Here is an 18404-nt window from a genome sequence, read left to right on the forward strand (position 1 = left end):
CCTCGATGTCGGAGCCGTTGATCGGCTTGCCGTCGAGCGTGCCCTTGCCCTTGCCGTAGGAGGATTGCATCCGCGTCGTGATCGTCGCCAGCTCGGTCGCGGCGCCGGGCCGCGTCGGCGCGGGCAGCGTCAGGCCGTTCTTCATCAGGCCCAGCTTCCGCCGGGTGTCGGCGGAGAGGCCCGGCACGCCGTTGAAGCGCGCCGCGCCCAGCGCATATTTCACGCCCAGCTCCGTCGCCTCGGCACCGGCCTTGGCCGCGAGCGCGTCCGTGTCGTCGGTGATGTAGGTCGCGTTCACCCAGGCGGCGCGACTCCAGTCGCCGACCCGTGCGGCATAATCCGCCTCCGCGCCCGCGACGAAGGCGTCCGCCTCGGCGGCGGTCGGCCGGCCGGCGGCGCCCGGCGCGACGTCCTTGGCGGCTGCCGGGATGGCGGCGAGCGCCAGCGCCAGCACGGCGGCGGACATGGTGACCCGGAACATGGCGATCCTCTCTCGTATCGGCGCGCACCATGGCGGACGCGCGTGACGGGTCAAGCCGCGAGGAAGTCGGCGATCGCCTGCCCCAGTTCCGGCTTCACCACCGCGCTCATATGGCCGCCCGGCACCTCGATGTAGCGCGCGTCCGGCAGCGTCGCGGCGAGGTCGGGCGCCGAGCCGTTGTCGCGGTCGTCGGCGCCGCACACCACGCCCGTCGGCCAGGCGAACGTCCTGAGCGTCGCCACCGGCGTGCTGACGAAGGTGTCGATGATGCCCAGCAGCGCCACCGGATCGCCGCCCGTCGTCTTCAGGAACTGCTCGGCCGTCCAGGCGGGGCTGCCGCGCTCATGCGTGCCGAGGTTGGTCAGCAGGTGGCGGAAATGCCCGGCGCGCCGGTCGGTCGCGGTCAGCCCCTCCAGTCCCATGCCCGAGAACACCACGCGCCGCGGCCGCGCGCCCGTCGCCAGCATCCGCGCCGCCGTCCGCGCGCCGAGCGAATAGCCCACCAGGTCGTACGCGCCGAGCCCGAGATGCGCGACCAGCGCGTGCCCGTCCCTGGCGAGCGCGTCGGGCGGATAGGCGCTCGCCGCGTGCGGCCGGGCGCTGTCGCCGTGCCCGCGCAGGTCCGGCATGATGACGCGGAACCCCTTGGCGGCGAGTGCGGCGGCGTGGCCGTAGCGGATCCAGTTGGTCGTCGCGTCCGAGATGAAGCCGTGCAGCAGCACGGCCGGCCTGCCCTCGCCCAGCTCGCGCCAGGCGAGCCGGATCCCGTCCCAGCTGTCGAAATACGCCGGTTCAATCGGGGAGTTTGCCACAGGCTTTCATCCATCGGTCGCGGGTGCTGGGGTTGTCCTCGCTGCGCTTGCCGGGCAGCGCGCGGGTGTCGAGCCAGGCCGGATGCCGGCTCTCGATCGCGAAATGGCTGGTCGGCCGGAACCGCCCGGGCTCGTCGAAGCTGCCGACCGTCAGGTCCATGAAGGCGGATTCGCCGTCGGAGAACTCGAAGGTCAACGGCGTCCCGCATTCCCGGCAGAAGCCGCGGTGCGCGATGGGTGACGAGCGGTAGCGGTCCGGCTCGCGGCCCGTCCAGGTCACCGCCGCGCGGGCGACGCTCTTGAACGCGATCGACACCCCACCGGTCGCGCGCTGGCACATGCGGCAGTGGCAAAGATACGCCTCGTCGTCGTCGATCGCGACGCGGTAGCGGACGCGGCCGCACTGGCAGCCGCCGGTCATCATCTCGGTCATCCCGCGGCTCTCGCGCATCCGGCGCGGCTTGGCAATGCTAAGCATACTCACTATATGCGAGGGATGAGCGACAGCATCGGCTTCCTGATCAGCGACGTCGCGCGGCTGCTCCGCCGCCGGTTCGACGAGCGCGCCCGCGCGATCGGCATCACCCGCGCGCAATGGCGCGTGATGGTCGTGCTCAGCCGCAACGAGGGCGCGAACCAGGGCGCGCTCGCCGATCTGCTGGAGGTGGAGCCGATCACGCTCTGCCGCATGATCGATCGGCTGGCCGATGCCGGCCATGTCGAGCGCCGTCGCGACCCGGCCGACCGGCGAGCCTGGAACATCTATCTCACCGATCGCTCGCGGCCGCTGATCGAGCAGCTGCGCGGTCTGGCGGAGGAGGTGGTGGGCGAGGCGCTCGCCGGCCTCGACGCCGCCGCGCTCGACCGCTTCACCCGCTCGCTCCACACCATCCGCGACAATCTGCTCGCTCCTCCCCCCGCCCAGGAGGCCGCCCATGGCTGACGCCGACCCCCAGCGCGACATCCGCGCCACCGCCGCCGCGCCGGTCGCGGCGCCCGTCATCGATGCGCCGGCACCGGCGCGTCGCCGCTGGCTGCGCCCGCTGCTGGTCGGCGGCGTGCCGCTGCTGATCGCCGCGGTCGGGCTGTTCTTCTGGCTGACGTCGGGCCGGTTCGTCTCGACCGACAACGCCTATGTCCAGCAGGATCGGGTGTCCGTCTCGTCCGACGTCGGCGGCCGCATCGTCCAGGTCGCGGTGCGCGAGAATCAGCCGGTGCGCGCCGGCGACCTGCTGTTTCGCATCGACCCCGCGCCGTATCGGATCGCGGTCGGCCAGGCGCAGGCAGCGATCGCCAACGCGCAGGTCTCGGTCGCGTCGCTGCGCGCCGATCTCGCCGGCACCGATGCCGACATCCAGGCCGCCCGCGACGCGATCGTCAACGCGCAGGAGGATTACACCCGTCAGCAGGCGCTGATGAAGCAGGGCTTCACCACCCGTGCGCGGCTCCAGCAATCGGAACACGCGCTCAGCCAGGCGCGCGCGCAGCTGCAGAACGCGCAGGCCAAGGAGGTCGAAGCGCGCGCCAAGCTGCAGACCGGCGCGGCCGTGCCCGGCGAGAACCCCGCCATCGCCGCCGCCCAGGTGCAGCGCGAGCGCGCCGCGCTCGATCTCACGCGCACCACCGTCCTCGCGCCGGTCGACGGCACCGTCTCGCAGACGTCGCGGCTCCAGGTCGGCAACATGATGGTGACCGGGCTGCCCGCGGTGTCGATCGTCGCCAACGGCAGCTCCTGGATCGAGGCGAACTTCAAGGAGACCGATCTCAACAAGATGCGCATCGGCCAGCCCGCCGAGGTCAGCTTCGACGCCTATCCCGGCCTGCGCCTGAAGGGCCATGTCCAGTCGATCGGCGCCGGCACCGGCTCCGAGTTCTCGATCCTCCCCGCGCAGAACGCGACGGGCAATTGGGTGAAGGTGACGCAGCGCGTGCCCGTCCGCATCGCGATCGACGAGGCCTCGCCGCGCCAGCTGATCGCCGGCCAGTCGGCGAACGTCCGGGTGGATGTGCGTGGCGTCCGCTAGTCTCTCGGGCGACGACGCGATCCCCGTCGACGAGACGCCTCCCGTTGCCGTCGCCGAGCGCGCGGCGCTGCATACCGTCAACCGGCCGCTGCTGACGGTCGGCGTGATGGCGGCGACCGTCATGCAGATCCTGGATTCCACGATCGCCAACGTCGCGCTGCCGCACATGCAGGCGACGCTGGGCGCCACGAGCGACAGCATTACCTGGGTACTGACCAGCTATATCGTCGCCTCCGCCGTCGCGATCCCGATGACCGGCTGGCTCGCCGATCGGGTCGGCAGCCGCAACCTGTTCCTGGCCTGCGTCGCGGGTTTCGTGGTCGCCTCCATGCTCTGCGGCGCGGCGAGCAGCCTGCCGGCGATGGTCGCGTTCCGCGTGCTCCAGGGCATCGCCGCCGCGTTCATGAACCCGCTCAGCCAGACAGTGATGATGGACATCAATCCCCCGTCCAAACAGGCATCGGCCCTGTCGATCTGGGGAATGGGCGTCATGGTCGGCCCGATCCTGGGGCCGGTGCTCGGCGGCTGGCTGACCGAGAACTATGATTGGCGCTGGGTCTTCTACGTCAACGTGCCGATCGGCATCGCCTGCTTTGCGGTGCTGTGGGCGCTGCTGCCCTCACGGCCGATCCAGCGGCGGCGCTTCGACCTGTTCGGCTTTGCGATGCTGGCCGTGGCGATCAGCTCGCTCCAGGTCATGCTCGATCGCGGCACCAATGCCGACTGGTTCCACTCGACCGAGATCTGGGTGGAGGCGGCGGTCGCGGGCGGGGCGGCATGGATGTTCGGCGCCCACCTCGCCACCGCGCGCGCGCCGATGTTCGACCGCGCGCTGTTCCGCAACCGCAATCTGCTGACCGGCATCGGCTTCATGCTGGTGGTCGGCGTGCTGATGATGGCGACCATGGCGCTGCTGCCGCCGATGCTGCAGTCGCTGTTCGGCTATCCGGTGCTCGACACCGGGTTGCTGCTGGTGCCGCGCGGCGTCGGCATCGTCGCCTCGATGTGGGTGGCGGGCCGCCTGCTCGCGCGCGGCGTCGACCCGCGGCTGATGGTCGGCCTGGGCCTGCTGATCGCGGCGATCACGCTGTGGGAGATGACGCGCTGGACGCTGGTGATGGGCTCGAGCCACTTCATCGTCACCGGGTTGATCCAGGGCGTCGGGCTGGGGCTGATCTTCATCCCGCTCAACATCCTGGCGTTCGTGACGCTGCCGCCGCACTTCCGGACGGAGGGCGCGAGCCTGATGAACCTGTCGCGCAACATCGGCGCGTCGGTCGGCATCTCGGTCGTGACGGCGCTGCTGGGCTCCAGCATCCAGATCAACCACGAGGAGCTGGCGGCGCGCCTCCCCGACCTCGGCACGGTGGGCAGCGACCCGCTGGTCGCCGCGGTGACGGGCGGCGCGACCGACACGCTGGTCGCGATGGCCAACGGCATCGTCAACGAGCAGGCGGCGATGATCGGCTATCTCAACGATTTCAAGCTGATGATGGTGCTCACCGCCTGCGCCTTGCCGCTGGTGCTGCTGCTCAAGCGTCCTAAAGGCGCCGCGCCGGCCAAGGCCGATCCGGACGCAATGGGGCATTGAGGCCGGCGCTCAGCCGCGCAGCGCGGCGATGAACGCGGCGGGTTCGGCGGCCTCGCCCCATTGCGGGATGGCGGGATCCAGCGTCACCCAAGCCTGCCGGTAGTTGGTGAAGATGTGCGCCCGGCATTGCAGCTCCTCCGAGCGGTCGAGCGTGCCGGCGCGCACCACCGCGACACCGGGGCGGCGCGTGTTGGTGTTGTAGAGGCGCGCATAGCACTCGCCGCAATAGCGCTGGACGGAGGTGCGGTCCTCCGTCACCTTCTCGTGGACGATGATCGGCCCGGTGACGGCGAGCACATCCTCGCGCACCAGCGCCTGCACGCTGAACGCGCTGCCGCTGAACCGTTGGCAGATATGACAGTGACAGGCATAGACCGGCGGCAGTGCGTCCAGCGCCAGCGTGTAGCGGCACGCCCCGCAGCGGCAGCCGCCGGCGATCACACCCATTCCAACAGGCTGAGGTGCCCATCGAGATCCCCGCGGTGCGCCGCGTCATCGACCCATTTCCCGTGATTCGTGTCGCGATCCCAACGAATGAAGGTCGTGCTGTCGGTCAATCGCTCACCATGCGGCGTCAGCGCCTGGTGATATTCCGCGAGCTTGCGCAATCGCGCCGGGTCTTTTCCTCCACGAGGACGGTTCCGCTCGATCAACGCGCGCAACTCTGCCTCAAGCGAGCGGTCGTGTTCGGCCGCCGAGCGTTCGTAGTGCGCAACCAGCTGCGGATCGAGGTCGATGCTGACGATCTTGCCCATATCCCGATCTTTCCGGTTCAGGCCGCCTTTTGCAAGTGCCGCCGCCCCAGCAGCTCCGCGATCTGCACCGCGTTCAGCGCCGCGCCCTTGCGCAGGTTGTCGGCGACGCACCACAGCGACAGGCCGTTCTCCACCGTCGGGTCCTCGCGCACGCGGCTGACATAGGTGGCGTATTCGCCCACCGCCTCGATCGGCGTGACGTAGCCGCCGTCCTCGCGCTTATCGACCAGCATGACGCCCGGCGCCTCGCGCAAGATGCGCTGCGCCTGCGCGGCCGACATCTCCTCCTCGAACTCGATGTTGATCGCTTCCGAATGGCCGACGAACACCGGCACGCGCACGCAGGTCGCCGACACCTTGATCCTGGGATCGAGGATCTTCTTGGTCTCGACCACCATCTTCCATTCCTCCTTGGTCGAGCCGTCGTCGAGGAAGTCGTCGATATGGGGGATGACGTTGAAGGCGATCTGCTTGGTGAACTTGCTCGGCGTCGCGGGATCGCCGACGAAGATGTTGCGGCTCTGCTCGAACAGCTCGTCCATCCCCGCCTTGCCCGCGCCCGAGACCGACTGGTAGGTCGCGACCACTACCCGCCTGATCCGCGCCGCGTCGTGCAGCGGCTTCAGCGCCACCACCATCTGCGCGGTCGAGCAGTTCGGGTTGGCGATGATGTTGCGCCGCGTATAGCCGGCGATCGCCTCGGGGTTCACCTCCGGCACGATCAGCGGCACGTCCGGGTCCATGCGGTAGAGCGACGAGTTGTCGATCACCGTGCACCCGGCCTGCGCGAACTTCGGTCCATACCCCTTGGTCGCTTCCGAGCCGATCGCAAACAGCGCCATGTCCCAGCCGGCGGGGTCGAAATGCTCGACATTGGCCACCTTGAGCATCCGCCCGGTGTCGCCATACTCGATCTGGTCGCCCTGGCTCCCCGAAGAGGCGAGCACGGCGATCTCGTCGGCGGGAAACTCGCGCTCGGCGAGGATGTTGACCATCTCGCGCCCGACACTGCCCGTCGCGCCGACGATGGCGATCTTGTATCCCATGAAGAAACGACCCCGGCTTGATGATCCATCCGCCCATAAGGCCTGCGGGACCGATTTGGCAGCGATTTCGCGCACCGAGCTGGCTGTCAGGGCGGCGAACCACCTGGCCGGGAATGCAGCCGGCTGACGAAATAGGCGTTGAACTCGATGGTCTCGAGCACGAGGTGCGGGTGGACGGGAAACATCCGCGCGAGATCGAAGCCGCGCTCGGTGAATGCCGCGATGCTCTCGAACAGGGTCGGGCTGCCGTCATACAGACGCAGGCGCGGCACTTCGCTCAGCACGCCAAGGAAATTGGCCATTGCCTCGCCGGCGCCGTTCACCACCTGGAGATCATAGCCCTGGGTGTCGAGCTTGAGGAATGGCCGGGCGAAACCGTGCGCGGCCGCCAGCGCCGCGTAGCTGTCAGCGATCGTCCGCACCTCCACGTCGATCGTGCGGGCGACGACATTCTCGCCCTGAAACGGCAGGCTGGCGTCGTCGGACGGCGTCAGGAAGGACGAGAAGACGCTCTGTTCCATGACATGGAACGGGAGCACGCCAGGCTCGGCGCCGAACGCATAGGGGTGGACGTGCCACCGCGCGTCGCCGGCGGCCGTCTTGGCCAGCGTCTCGAACGTCGCCGGGGCGGGCTCGAAGGACAGGATCAGCCCCTCAAATCCCCGCGATCGCAACAGCCGGCCGTATTGGCCCACATTGGCGCCGACGTCGAAGACGCAATCGATGTCGAGCGCCTTGAACAGGGCGCGCCAGTAATGATCCTCCGGCCAGTCCCAGACGTCGGCGCGCGGCAACACCTGCAGGCCGAGCAGGTCCGCCGCCCCCTCCGCCAATCGCCGCCTCAACCGCATCCGCGCGCTCCCCGTCGTCCGTGAGGCACGCCGCCAAGCCTCTGCCGATGCGGAGAGCCTCCACGGATCACGATGGTTCGCGGCGCCTCACTTGTTCTTAACGGTCCGGTCCAGGAAGTCGAGGATCGTGCCCCAAAGATGCTCGCTGATCCCCGGCCCGGCGACGCGGTGGGTATAGCCGGGGTAGAACATCATCTCGAACGGCGTGTCGGTCTTCTGCATCTCGGCCGCGACCAGGGTCGAGTTGGTCAGGAAGACGTTGTCGTCCGCCATGCCGTGGATGAGCAGCAACGGGTCCCTGATCTTGGCCGCGTCGGCCACCGCCGCCGACGAGGCATAGCTCCCCGGGTCCTTGGCCGGATCGCCGAGATAGCGTTCGGTGTAATGCGTGTCGTAGAGCTGCCAGTCGGTCACCGGCGCGCCGGACACCGCCGCCGCATAGACGCCCGGCGTCTTCTCCAGCATCTTGAGCGACATGTAGCCGCCATAGGACCAGCCGTAGATCGCGATCCTGGCCGGGTCCACGAACGGCAGCGACTTGAGATAGCTGGCGCCGGCCAGCTGGTCCGCGACCTCGACCGATCCCATCGCGTGATAGATCTGGTCCTCGAACGCCTTGCCGCGGTTGTACGAGCCGCGATTGTCGATCTGGAAGAAGATCCAGCCCTGATCGACCAGATATTGGGCCAGCGCCCCACCCCAGGCGCGGGTCACCTGCTGGCCGGTGCCGGGGCCGCCATAATGCTGGAAGAACACCGGATAGCGCTTGCCCGGCTCCAGCGGCGGCGTGATCATCTCCCAGTACAGGGTCGAGCCGTCGGCGGCCTTGATCGTCCCGAACTTCGTCGGCTGGTGGCTGGCGAGGAACGGGTAGTAGGGATGCCCCGCTGCGATCGCGTTCTGATCGATCCAGCTGATCCGCCTGCCGGTCGTGTCGGCGAGATAGGTCTGGGTCGGCTGCCCGGGATTGGAGCGCGAGACGATCAGTCGCGTCGCCGCGGCGTCCATCGTCGCGCCGTTCCACCAGCCCGGCTCGGTCAGCCGCGTCAGCTGGCCGGGATGCGCAAGATCGAGCGCATAGACCTGCTGCTCCAGCACGTCGTCCTTGTTGCCGAGCAGGTAGACGCGCCCGCGCGCCTCGTCGACGCCGACGAGCCCGGTGACCACCCACGGCCCCCTGGTCAGCTGCGTCCAGCGCCCATGCGCGTAGCGATACAGGTGCCCGTAGCCGTCCCGCTCCGAGCGCCAGATCAGGCTGCCGTCCTTGAGCAGGCGATAATCGTCGGACAGGTTGAGCCAGCTCCTCGCGCCCGCCTTTTCGGTGAACAGCACCGTCGCCTTGCCCGTCGCCGGATCGACGCGGAGCATGTCCAGCGTCTTCTGGTCGCGGCTTTCGCGCTGGACGAGCAGCGCGCTCCCGTCCGGTGTCCAGTCGACGCGGGCGAGATAGATGTCGGGATCGGCGCCGAGGTCCACCTGCACCCGCCCGGTACCGTCGGCGTCGAGGACATACAGCGCCACCAGCACGTTGGGCGTGCCCGCGGCCGGATAGCGTTGCTCGAACGTCTTCGTGCCGGAGGCGCCGATCGAGGCGCGCACGGCGGTATGGACCGGCGCCTCGTCGAACCGCTCCACCGCGATGCGGCGCTCGTCGGGCGACCACCAGTAACCGGTCCGGCGGTCCATCTCCTCCTGCGCGACGAACTCCGCTTCACCCCAATGCACCGTGCCGGCGCCGCCCTCGGTCACCGGCCGCGCCCGATCGCCGCCGAGCGGCTGCACATAGAGATTCTGGTCACGCACGAAGCTGACATAGCCGCCCTTCGGCGAGACGACCGGGTTCAGCTCCGCCTCGGGCGTATCGGTCAGCCGCCGGGTCTTGCCGTCCAGCGTGGCGAGATAGAGGTCGCCGTCGAGCGGCACGAGGATCGACTTGCCGTCGGGCGCCCAGTCATAGGCGACGATGCCCTTGCTGCCGCCGATGCGCGCGCGCTCGCGCTGCATCTTCTCGGCCTCGGTCAGCTCCGCGCCCGACCCGACCTTCTTGGAATCGACCAGCAGCCGCTCCTGCCCGGTGCGCGTGTCGAGCGCCCACAGGTCGAGCCGCTCCTTCTCGTCGGCGCGCGGTCTGAGCGAGGTCAGCAGCGTGCCGTCCGGCGACAGCTTGAGCGCGCGCGGCTGCTGGCCCGACAGATCGGGGCTGCCGAACACGCGCGCCAGCGTCAGGTCGCCCGGCCGCGTCGGGGTCCGGGCCGGCGCCTCAGCGGCCATCCCCGGCGCTCCCATGATCCCCAACGCCAGTCCCGCCAGCCATGCGCGCATCCCGTTCAACTCCCCTGTCGTGACGCCTTATTGCGGCGGGCCGAGCAGGCGACAAGCCCAGGCGATACCGATCGGCGCGCGCTTCACCGCCTCTTTACCCAGTCGGCGTAGAGCCGGGGCGACAGGTAGCGCACCGGGACCTCGTCCCGCCTTGAGTGTTGGGGAGCGACAGGTGTCGGAAAGGCAGATGGCGAGCATGGATACGGGCGCGGCCGGTCTCGTGCGACGGCTGGCGGCGGCGGACGGCGCGGCCGCGCATCCCTTCCACGCCACGCTGATCGCCCGCGCCGCGGCACCGCGCGACCTGGGCGACGCCGTCCATGCGTTGTGCGCGGTGCACGGTCACCATCCCGACCTGTTCGAGATCGTCGCCGGAGATCCCGCCGCCGGTCCGCGCGACTGGCTGGAGGCGGCGGTCGCGGGTTTCGCGGCCGAGCGGCTGTTCCTGGCGAACCTGGTGGCGGCGGCCGGGCCGCTCCCCTCCACGCCCGGCCAGGCGCAGAGCGAGACGGCGCTCACCGCCGAACGGCACGCGCTGGAGATGCTCGCGCGTTCCGAGCGCACGGGCGTGGGGCTCGGCGCGGCGGCGGCGCTGGTGTGGGACTGGACGGCGCTCCGCCAGCTATTGGCCCATGCCGCCGATCGCTTCGGCATCGACGTCCCGCCCTCGACGCTGCCCGACCTTGCCGCCACCGCCGCGGCGCTGGACAGTTGCCCCGCCGCCGAGCGCGCGGTCGCCTTCGGCGCGCAGCAGCTGTTCGCGCAGCATCGCGGGCTGCTCAGCCTGCTCGAAGCGCGCGCCAGCGCGCGCGGCCACGACTGAACCCGCCACCGAACCGGTTGCGCGCCGCCGCGCGATGGGCCATCCGTCGCCCGGATTGCAGCGGGAAACGGCCATGAAGCGCTTCGAAGGCACCCAGAGCTATGTCGCGACCGACGACCTGAAGGTCGCGGTCAACGCCGCGGTCACGTTGCGCCGCCCGCTGCTGGTGAAGGGCGAGCCGGGCACCGGCAAGACGGTGCTCGCCTATGAGATCGCCAAGGCGGTCGATGCCGAGCTGATCGAGTGGAACATCAAGTCGACGACCAAGGCGCAGCAGGGCCTCTACGAATATGATGCGGTCGCCCGGCTGCGCGACGGCCAGCTCGGCGACGAGCGCGTCCACGACATCGCCAACTACATCCGCCAGGGCAAATTGTGGGAGGCGTTCACGCGGCCCCAGGCGCCGGTGCTGCTGATCGACGAGATCGACAAGGCCGATATCGAGTTTCCGAACGACCTTCTCCAGGAGCTCGATCGCATGGAGTTCCATGTCTACGAGACCAAGGAGACGGTGCGCGCCGTCGAGCGCCCGATCGTGGTCATCACCTCGAACAACGAAAAGGAGCTGCCCGACGCGTTCCTGCGTCGCTGCTTCTTCCATTACATCAAGTTCCCCGATCGCGAGACGATGCAGGCGATCATCGACGTGCACTTCCCCGGCATCCAGAAGATCCTGGTCAACCGCGCGATGGACATCTTCTACGACGTCCGCGAGGTCCCCGGCCTCAAGAAGAAGCCCTCGACCAGCGAGCTGCTCGACTGGCTGAAGCTGCTGCTGCACGAGGACATGCCGCTCGACGTCCTGCAGAACCGCGATCCGACCAAGGCGATCCCCCCGCTCCACGGCGCGCTGCTCAAGAACGAGCAGGACGTGATGCTGTTCGAACGCCTGGCGTTCATGGCGAAGCGGCAGGCGAACCGAGGCTAGGCGTTACCGGCCTCGAGTTCGGTGCGGCATGCGGCGACCATCTTTGCCAAAGGCTCGCCCGCTGTTGTCCAGATCAACGCACCGTTGATGCCGTCGTAGTCGTGGGCGATGACGTTCCGAAGTCGGTAAGCGCCATTCCAATCCACATCGGGGTGGCGAGCCTTCAGATCGGGCGCGAGCTTGTTCGCGTATTCTCCCAAGCTCGCCAGGCGAAAGGCGACAAGGTCGATCGCGTTGCGACTGGCGAGGAAAGCATCGCGCGTGAGAGTTCGCATGTCAGCGTCGATGCGGTCCGCAATCGTCAGCATGATCGAGAGCCGCTCTGAGTCTCTGTTCTCAGGTGAGGGCATCAAAAGACCTGCATCAAGTCAGGCTCCACGTTGCGCCGTATTGGATCACGCAAGCTGCGGCGCATGATAAGGTCTATAGAGGTTCTGAGCGCCGCCGTGATTTGATCTTCGAGGGCAAATTGATCGAAATAGCTAAATCGTAAATCCGCCTCCTCCGTAAGGTCGTAAGCCAGATCCACATCGGAGTCCGGTCGCGCATCTCCCCGCGCCCGCGAGCCGAACAGGTACAGCGCGTCCAGCCCCGCCGAGCGGAGCTCCGGTTCCATCGCCTTGAGGCGCGTGACGATCTCGGCGGCGTTCACCGCGTTAACATAGCAGGACGCCGCAGGGGCCGCATCCCCTTTAACTTTCAGTAACCACGCCGCGTTAACGCCGTTCATTCTTTGGTGGTAGGCATTGGGCATGGGACGGTTCTCCCGACGAGCGATGGTCGCGGTGCTGGCCGCCGGCGTGGCGTCGGCCGCGCCCGCGCAGGGGCTGCTCGACTATGTCGGCCAATGCGTGCCGTTCGCGCGCGCGGCGTCGGGCATCCAAATTTACGGCGACGCCTGGACCTGGTGGGACCAGGCGGACGGACGGTACGATCGCGGTCACACGCCGCGGGCAGGCGCGGTGATCGTGTTCCAGAGAACCGGCCGCCTCCCGCTCGGCCACGTCGCGGTGGTCAGCCGCGTGGTGGAGAAGCGCGTCGTCATGCTCACCCACGCCAATTGGTCGCGTCAGAACGGCGAGCGCGGCCATGCCGAGCAGGACGTCACGCTGTTCGATGTCTCCCCCGACAATGACTGGTCGGCGGTCAAGGTCTGGTTCCGCGACTCCGACGGGCTGGGCGGCACCACCTATCCGGTCGCGGGCTTCATCTACGGCGACGGTCCGCCCGCGCGCGAGCTGACCGCGCGCCACCCCGATTATGTCGGGGCGCTGATCGACGCCTATGCGCCCGCCGGAAGAGTTCCCGCGCGCTAAGCCGCTAGGCGACGCCGCTCCGCTGTGCCACCAACCGCCGCGCAACGGCGGAGGATGACATGCGGGGATGGGTCGGCTGGACGGCGGCGGCGCTCGCGGCCGCGATCGGCACCGGGGCGGGCGCGCAGACCGCGTCGGATATCCCCAAAAGCTTCAAGCCCGCCGACGCCGGCTTCCGCTATGAACGCCGCGTCGCCGAGATCGCGATGCGCGACGGCGTCAAGCTCCACACCGTCCTGCTCGTCCCCAAGGGACTGAAGGACGCGCCGATCCTGCTGGAGCGCACGCCCTACGGCGCCGACGCCGCCATCAAGGACGGCGGCCCCGATCCCGAGCAGCTCGTCGCCCCGTGGCGTGCCGAGCTGGTCCGCGCCGGCTACATCCTCGCGGTGCAGGACGTGCGCGGCAAACATGGTTCGCAGGGCATCTATATCAACGAGCGCCCGCTGCGCGGTCCCCTCAATCCGACCAGGACCGATCATGCCACCGACGCCTGGGACACGGTCGACTGGCTGGTGAAGCACGTGCCCGAGGGCAACGGTCGGGTCGGCATGATCGGCACCAGCTATGACGGCATGATGGTCGCCATGGCGCTGACCGATCCGCACCCCGCGCTCAAGGCCGCCGTCCCCGCCAATCCGGTCATCAACACCTACAAGGGCGACGACGACTTCCACGGCGGCGCGACGCGCATCGCCGGCTATGACTATTATTACGAGCAGGATGCCGCGAAGGGCTCCGCCGGCGACCTGTGGCGGACGACCTACGACGACTATGACGAGTTCCTGCGCGCCGGCTCGGCGTCCGACTTCGTGCACGCGCGCGGGCTGGAACAGCTGCCGATCGTGCAGCGCCTCCACGATCATCCGACCTATGACAGCTACTGGCAGGCGCAGGCGCTGGAGGACATCCTGCCCAGGCACGCGCCGACCGTGCCGACGCTGTGGATCGCCGGCCAGTGGGACCAGGAGGACATCTACGGCGCGGTCGCCGCGTTCGAGGCGCTGGCGCCCGTCGATCCGCAGGGCCTCAACCACCTCGTGCTCGGCCCCTGGCGGCACGGCGGCTGGGTGGGCGACGGTGCCACGCTCGGCCCGATCAGGTTCGACGCCGATACCGCGCTTCAGTTCCGCCGCGACACGCTGCTCCCCTTTCTCGATGCCAACCTGAAGACGAACGGCGCGCCGGCCGCCCTGCCCCGCGTCCTGGCGTTCCAGACCGGCACGAACCGCTGGCAGCGGCTCGATCGCTGGCCCGCCGCACCGACGACCCAGCGGTGGTGGTTCGCCGCCGACGCCGCGCTCGCCCCGGCCGCGCCGGCGGCGGCGGGGGCGGACAGCTACGTCTCCGATCCGAAGAAGCCCGTCCCCTATCGCCTGCGCCCGATCCGGCCGACCTACGCGTCCGGCTCCACCTGGGGCCAGTGGCTGGTCGACGACCAGCGCCCGTTCAGCGACCGTCCCGACGTGCTCGCCTATACGTCCGCCCCGCTCACCGCCCCCGTCGCCATCGCCGGCGCGGCGGCGGTGAGCCTGGTCGCCAGCACGACCGGCACCGACGGCGATTTCGTCGCCAAGCTGATCGACGTCTACCCGGACCAGTATGCGGCCGATCCAAAGCTGAGCGGTTACCAGCTCGCGGTCGCCATGGACGTCCTGCGCGGCCGCTATCGCGACAGCCTGTCGGAGCCCAAGGCGATCCCCGCCGGCCAGCCTACCGTCTTCCGCATCGTGCTGCCCAACGCCAACCACGTCTTCCTGCCCGGCCACCGCATCATGGTGCAGGTGCAGTCGAGCTGGTTCCCGCTCTACGACCGCAACCCGCAGACCTTCGTCGCCAACATCTTCGACGCGAAGCCCGCCGACTATCGCGCGGCGACCGTCAGCGTCCGCTGGGGCGGCCAGGGCAGCTATGTCGAGCTGCCCGTGGTGCCCACGCCCTGATCCCCTGCTAGGAGGCGGCCATGTTCATCAACTTCCTCGACGAGCTGCGCCTGGCCGGCATTCCCGCCAGCCTGAAGGAGCACCTTACCCTCCTCGCCGCGCTGGACGCCGAGGTGATCGATCGCACGCCCGAGGACTTCTATTGTCTTGCGCGCGCGACCTATGTGAAGGACGAGGGCCTGCTCGACCGCTTCGACCAGGTCTTCGCCAAGGTCTTTCGCGGCATCGCCCACACATGGGGCCAGCAGACCGCCGAGATCCCCGCCGACTGGCTCCAGGCCGTCGCCGAGAAGTTCCTGACGCCCGAGGAGATGGAGCAGATCAAGTCGCTCGGCTCCTGGGACGAGATCATGGCAACGCTCAAGCAGCGGCTGGAGGAGCAGGAGGGCCGGCACCAGGGCGGCAGCAAGTGGATCGGCACCGGGGGCACCAGCCCCTACGGCAATGCCGGCTATAACCCCGAAGGCGTCCGCATCGGCGGCGAGGGCAAGCAGAAGCGCGCGCTGAAGGTTTGGGACCAGCGCGAGTTCAAGAACCTCGACAACACGCGCGAGCTCGGCACCCGCAACATCAAGGTGGCGCTCAGGCGCCTGCGCCGCTTCGCGCGCGAGGGCGCGGCCGACGAGCTGGACATCGACGCGACGATCGACGGCACCGCGCGCCAGGGCTGGCTGGACGTGGTGATGCGCCCGGAGCGGCACAACGCGGTCAAGCTGCTGCTCTGCCTCGACATCGGCGGCTCGATGGAGTCGTTCGTGAAGCTGTGCGAGGAGCTGTTCTCGGCCGCGACCACCGAGTTCAAGAACCTGGAGTTCTTCTATTTCCACAACTGCCCGTACGAGGGCCTGTGGAAGGACAACCGCCGCCGGTTCGAGGAGCGCACGCCGACCTGGGACGTGCTCCACAAGTTCGGTCACGATTACAAGCTGGTGTTCGTCGGCGATGCCAGCATGAGCCCCTACGAGATCACCCATCCCGGCGGCTCGGTGGAGCACTTCAACGAGGAATCGGGCGCGACCTGGATGCAGCGCCTGACCACCACCTATCCCGCCGCGGTCTGGCTGAATCCCATTCCGCAGCCGCAATGGGGCTATTCCCAGTCGGTGACGATCATCCGCGAGCTGATGAACGACCGCATGTATCCGCTGACGCTGGGCGGCCTGGACGAGGCGATGCGCGAGCTGACCAGGAAGCGGTAGCTTCTATGGGGACCGCGAGGGCGCGCACCGCGCGATCAACGGCGACTGCCGGGAAGCGCACCACGCCATAGCTCGTCCCGCCCGCCCGCACGCCCGCCCGCGGCCAGCGCGCCGCATCCTCCACTCCCGCCGCCAGACGCGCGCCCGTATCGCGCCTCGGCCCGGCATCGGACCGATGACGTGAAACGGCGCGGTGGGCCGGGTTCAGCAGGATGGATCGAGCTGGGCCGACGCGCCAGCCGCCGCGAATGCGAGACCAACCGCCCAACTCCGCAGCGTCAGCCTGCTCGTCCATCGAACGGAGCCGTTCATTCCCACTCGATCGTGCCCGGCGGTTTGCTCGTATAGTCGTACGTCACCCGGTTCACGCCGCGCACCTCGTTGACGATCCGCGTCGCGACGCGTGGCAGGAAGCCGCCGGGAAACTCGAACGCGTCCGCCGTCATCCCGTCGACGCTCGTCACCGCGCGCAGCGCGAGCACGTTGTCATAGGTCCGCCCGTCGCCCATCACGCCGACCGAGCGCACGGGCAGCAGCACCGCGAACGCCTGCCAGATCGCGTCGTAGAGCCCCGCGATGCGAATCTCCTCCAGGTAGATCGCGTCCGCCTTGCGCAGCGTGTCGCACCGGTCCTTCGTCACCTCGCCGGGGATCCGGATCGCCAGCCCCGGGCCGGGGAACGGGTGCCGCCCGACGAACACGTCCGGCAACCCCAGTTCGCGGCCCAGCGCGCGGACCTCGTCCTTGAACAGCTCGCGCAACGGCTCCACCAGCGCCATGTCCATGCGCGCGGGCAGGCCGCCGACATTGTGATGGCTCTTGATCGTGACGGACGGGCCGCCCGTGAAGCTCACGCTTTCGATCACGTCGGGGTAGAGCGTGCCCTGCGCCAGGAACGCCGCGCCCCCGATCTTGCGCGCCTCCGCCTCGAACACCTCGATGAAGGCGCCGCCGATGAACTTGCGCTTGGCCTCCGGGTCGGTGACGCCCGCCAGCCCGGCCAGGAACCGCGCCTCCGCCTGCACGTGGACGAGCGGGATGCCGTAATGCTCGCGGAACAGCCCGACGACCTGCTCCGCCTCGCCCGCGCGCAGCAGGCCGTGATCGACGAACACGCAGGTCAGCTGCTGGCCGATCGCCTCGTGGATCAGCACCGCCGCCACCGCGGAGTCCACCCCGCCCGACAGGCCGCAGATCACCCTGGCGTCGCCGACCTGCGCGCGGATGTCGGCGATCTTGGCCGCACGATATTCGGCCATCGTCCAGTCACCGGCGCAGCCGCAGATGGCCCGCGCGAAATTGGCGATCAGCCGGCCGCCGTCCGGCGTATGCACCACCTCCGGGTGAAACTGGACGCCATAGAAGCGCCGCCCCTCGTCGGCGGAGGCGGCGTAGGGCGCGCCGTCCGAGGTCGCGACCGCCACGAAACCCGGCGGCAGCGCATCGACCTTGTCGCCGTGGCTCATCCACACCTGGTGGCGCTCGCCGGGCCGCCACAGCCCGTCGAACAGCGCGCAATCGGCCTTCACGTCGACGAACGCCTTGCCGAACTCGCCGCCGTCGCCGCTCATCACGACCTCGCCGCCGAGCTGCGCGCTCATCAGCTGCTGGCCGTAGCAGATCCCCAGCACCGGCACGCCCGCGTCGAAGAAATGCTGCGGCGCGCGCGGGCTGGTCGCCTCCGTCACCGAGGCCGGGCCACCCGACAGGATGATGCCGCGCGGGCGCAGCCGGTCGAACGCCGCCTCGGCGGCCTGGAACGGCGCGATCTCGCTATAGACCCCCGCCTCGCGCACGCGCCGGGCGATGAGCTGCGTCACCTGGCTGCCGAAATCGACGATGAGGATCGAGTCGGGATGCTCCATCGCGGCGCCCTAGCGGCGCAGCGGCGGCGACGCAAAGCCGTCAGGCGGCCTCGGCGTAATCCTCGTCGTCGCTCAGCACCGGCCCGGAATCCTGCCCCTTGGCCGAAAGGTCGCGGTCGACGAACTCGATCACCGCCATCGGCGACGCGTCCGAGGCGCGGATGCCCGCCTTGATGATGCGGGTATAGCCGCCGTTGCGGTCCGCATAGCGCGTGGCCAGCACGTCGAACAGCTTCACCAGCTGCGCGTCGTCGAGCAGCCGCGCATGCGCCAGCCGGCGGTTGGAGAGCCCGCCATGCTTGCCCAGCGTCACCAGCTTCTCGACGTACGGCCGCAGCTCCTTGGCCTTGGCCACCGTGGTGGTGATCTGCTCGTGCTTGATGAGCGCGGCCGCCATGTTGCGGAACAGCGCCGCACGATGGGCCGAAGTACGCTGGAGCTTACGCCC

The 18404-nt window shown here is 69.1% G+C and carries 20 protein-coding genes; 8 read left to right on the forward strand and 12 right to left on the reverse strand.

All coding sequences use genetic code 11. The features are described from left to right. The 3 genes from ACFE64_RS11040 to ACFE64_RS11050 form a co-directional block, all read right to left on the reverse strand. Positions 1-481 (reverse strand): M2 family metallopeptidase (locus tag ACFE64_RS11040; RefSeq protein ID WP_375392515.1); only part of this gene is annotated, 481 nt, incomplete at its 3' end. Between the two features lie 50 nt (positions 482-531). Next, a complete protein-coding gene (locus tag ACFE64_RS11045; RefSeq protein WP_375392516.1) occupies positions 532-1293 on the reverse strand; it encodes an alpha/beta fold hydrolase in 762 nt (253 codons plus the stop codon). Beyond that, positions 1274-1726, reverse strand: a complete 453-nt coding sequence (locus tag ACFE64_RS11050) for a GFA family protein (RefSeq protein ID WP_375392533.1) — start codon at positions 1724-1726, stop codon at positions 1274-1276. The genes ACFE64_RS11045 and ACFE64_RS11050 overlap by 20 nt, the downstream gene beginning before the upstream one ends. A 63-nt stretch (positions 1727-1789) precedes the next feature. On the opposite strand from ACFE64_RS11050, the gene ACFE64_RS11055 reads away from it, so the two are divergent. From ACFE64_RS11055 to ACFE64_RS11065, 3 genes are read left to right on the forward strand one after another with little or no spacing between them, the layout of a single operon-like run. After that, positions 1790-2236 (forward strand): MarR family winged helix-turn-helix transcriptional regulator, encoded by a 447-nt coding sequence (locus tag ACFE64_RS11055; protein ID WP_375392517.1) that lies wholly within the window; start codon positions 1790-1792, stop codon positions 2234-2236. Continuing rightward, complete coding sequence (locus ACFE64_RS11060; protein WP_375392518.1) at positions 2229-3317, forward strand: HlyD family secretion protein; 1089 nt, start codon at positions 2229-2231, stop codon at positions 3315-3317. The genes ACFE64_RS11055 and ACFE64_RS11060 overlap by 8 nt, the downstream gene beginning before the upstream one ends. Continuing rightward, on the forward strand, positions 3298-4908 hold the full coding sequence (locus ACFE64_RS11065) for a DHA2 family efflux MFS transporter permease subunit (RefSeq protein WP_375392519.1): 1611 nt from the start codon (positions 3298-3300) through the stop codon (positions 4906-4908). The genes ACFE64_RS11060 and ACFE64_RS11065 overlap by 20 nt, the downstream gene beginning before the upstream one ends. A 9-nt stretch (positions 4909-4917) precedes the next feature. On the opposite strand, the gene ACFE64_RS11070 is transcribed toward ACFE64_RS11065, so the two are convergent. The 5 genes from ACFE64_RS11070 to ACFE64_RS11090 all read right to left on the reverse strand — a co-directional run bounded on the left by ACFE64_RS11070 (position 4918) and on the right by ACFE64_RS11090 (position 9882). Then, positions 4918-5355, reverse strand: a complete 438-nt coding sequence (locus ACFE64_RS11070) for a GFA family protein (protein ID WP_375392520.1) — start codon at positions 5353-5355, stop codon at positions 4918-4920. After that, on the reverse strand, positions 5346-5663 hold the full coding sequence (locus ACFE64_RS11075) for a hypothetical protein (protein WP_375392521.1): 318 nt from the start codon (positions 5661-5663) through the stop codon (positions 5346-5348). Before ACFE64_RS11075 ends, ACFE64_RS11070 begins: the two co-directional genes overlap by 10 nt. 17 nt (positions 5664-5680) lie before the next feature. Beyond that, the gene (locus ACFE64_RS11080; protein WP_375392522.1) at positions 5681-6709 is read right to left on the reverse strand and encodes an aspartate-semialdehyde dehydrogenase; all 1029 of its coding nucleotides are present in this window, start codon (positions 6707-6709) and stop codon (positions 5681-5683) included. Between the two features lie 86 nt (positions 6710-6795). Continuing rightward, positions 6796-7560, reverse strand: coding sequence for an FkbM family methyltransferase (locus ACFE64_RS11085; RefSeq protein ID WP_375392523.1), 765 nt, complete (start codon positions 7558-7560; stop codon positions 6796-6798). Between the two features lie 87 nt (positions 7561-7647). Further along, a complete protein-coding gene (locus ACFE64_RS11090; RefSeq protein WP_375392524.1) occupies positions 7648-9882 on the reverse strand; it encodes a DPP IV N-terminal domain-containing protein in 2235 nt (744 codons plus the stop codon). A 187-nt stretch (positions 9883-10069) separates the two neighbouring features. Between ACFE64_RS11090 and ACFE64_RS11095 the strand changes: the two genes are divergently transcribed. After that, positions 10070-10705, forward strand: a complete 636-nt coding sequence (locus ACFE64_RS11095; protein ID WP_375392525.1) for a DUF6975 family protein — start codon at positions 10070-10072, stop codon at positions 10703-10705. A 73-nt stretch (positions 10706-10778) separates the two neighbouring features. After that, positions 10779-11633: an AAA family ATPase gene (locus ACFE64_RS11100; RefSeq protein WP_375392526.1), complete on the forward strand. Its 855-nt coding sequence runs from the start codon at positions 10779-10781 to the stop codon at positions 11631-11633. Here the strand turns inward: ACFE64_RS11100 and ACFE64_RS11105 are convergent. After that, entirely contained in the window at positions 11630-11941 is a 312-nt protein-coding gene (locus tag ACFE64_RS11105; protein WP_375392527.1) for a DUF86 domain-containing protein, read from the reverse strand. The genes ACFE64_RS11100 and ACFE64_RS11105 overlap by 4 nt on opposite strands. 41 nt (positions 11942-11982) lie before the next feature. Continuing rightward, complete coding sequence (locus tag ACFE64_RS11110) at positions 11983-12387, reverse strand: nucleotidyltransferase family protein (protein ID WP_375392528.1); 405 nt, start codon at positions 12385-12387, stop codon at positions 11983-11985. 22 nt (positions 12388-12409) lie between these two features. Between ACFE64_RS11110 and ACFE64_RS11115 the strand changes: the two genes are divergently transcribed. Genes ACFE64_RS11115 through ACFE64_RS11125 form a run of 3 tightly spaced genes read left to right on the forward strand, consistent with a single transcriptional unit; the run spans position 12410 to position 16091 of the window. After that, a complete protein-coding gene (locus tag ACFE64_RS11115) occupies positions 12410-12949 on the forward strand; it encodes a CHAP domain-containing protein (RefSeq protein ID WP_375392534.1) in 540 nt (179 codons plus the stop codon). A gap of 59 nt (positions 12950-13008) precedes the next feature. Then, complete coding sequence (locus ACFE64_RS11120) at positions 13009-14892, forward strand: CocE/NonD family hydrolase (protein ID WP_375392529.1); 1884 nt, start codon at positions 13009-13011, stop codon at positions 14890-14892. A gap of 20 nt (positions 14893-14912) precedes the next feature. Continuing rightward, positions 14913-16091 (forward strand): VWA domain-containing protein, encoded by a 1179-nt coding sequence (locus ACFE64_RS11125; RefSeq protein ID WP_375392530.1) that lies wholly within the window; start codon positions 14913-14915, stop codon positions 16089-16091. A 308-nt stretch (positions 16092-16399) separates the two neighbouring features. Here the strand turns inward: ACFE64_RS11125 and guaA are convergent, their stop codons facing one another. Together guaA and rplQ are read right to left on the reverse strand one after the other, a co-directional pair. Next, a complete protein-coding gene (gene guaA / locus ACFE64_RS11130) occupies positions 16400-17956 on the reverse strand; it encodes a glutamine-hydrolyzing GMP synthase (protein WP_375392531.1) in 1557 nt (518 codons plus the stop codon). 40 nt (positions 17957-17996) lie between these two features. Continuing rightward, positions 17997-18404: 50S ribosomal protein L17 (gene rplQ, locus ACFE64_RS11135; protein ID WP_375392532.1), on the reverse strand; the 408-nt coding region annotated here is incomplete at its 5' end.

It is taken from the genome of uncultured Sphingomonas sp. (assembly GCF_964250165.1).
Classification (GTDB): Bacteria; Pseudomonadota; Alphaproteobacteria; order Sphingomonadales; family Sphingomonadaceae; genus Sphingomonas.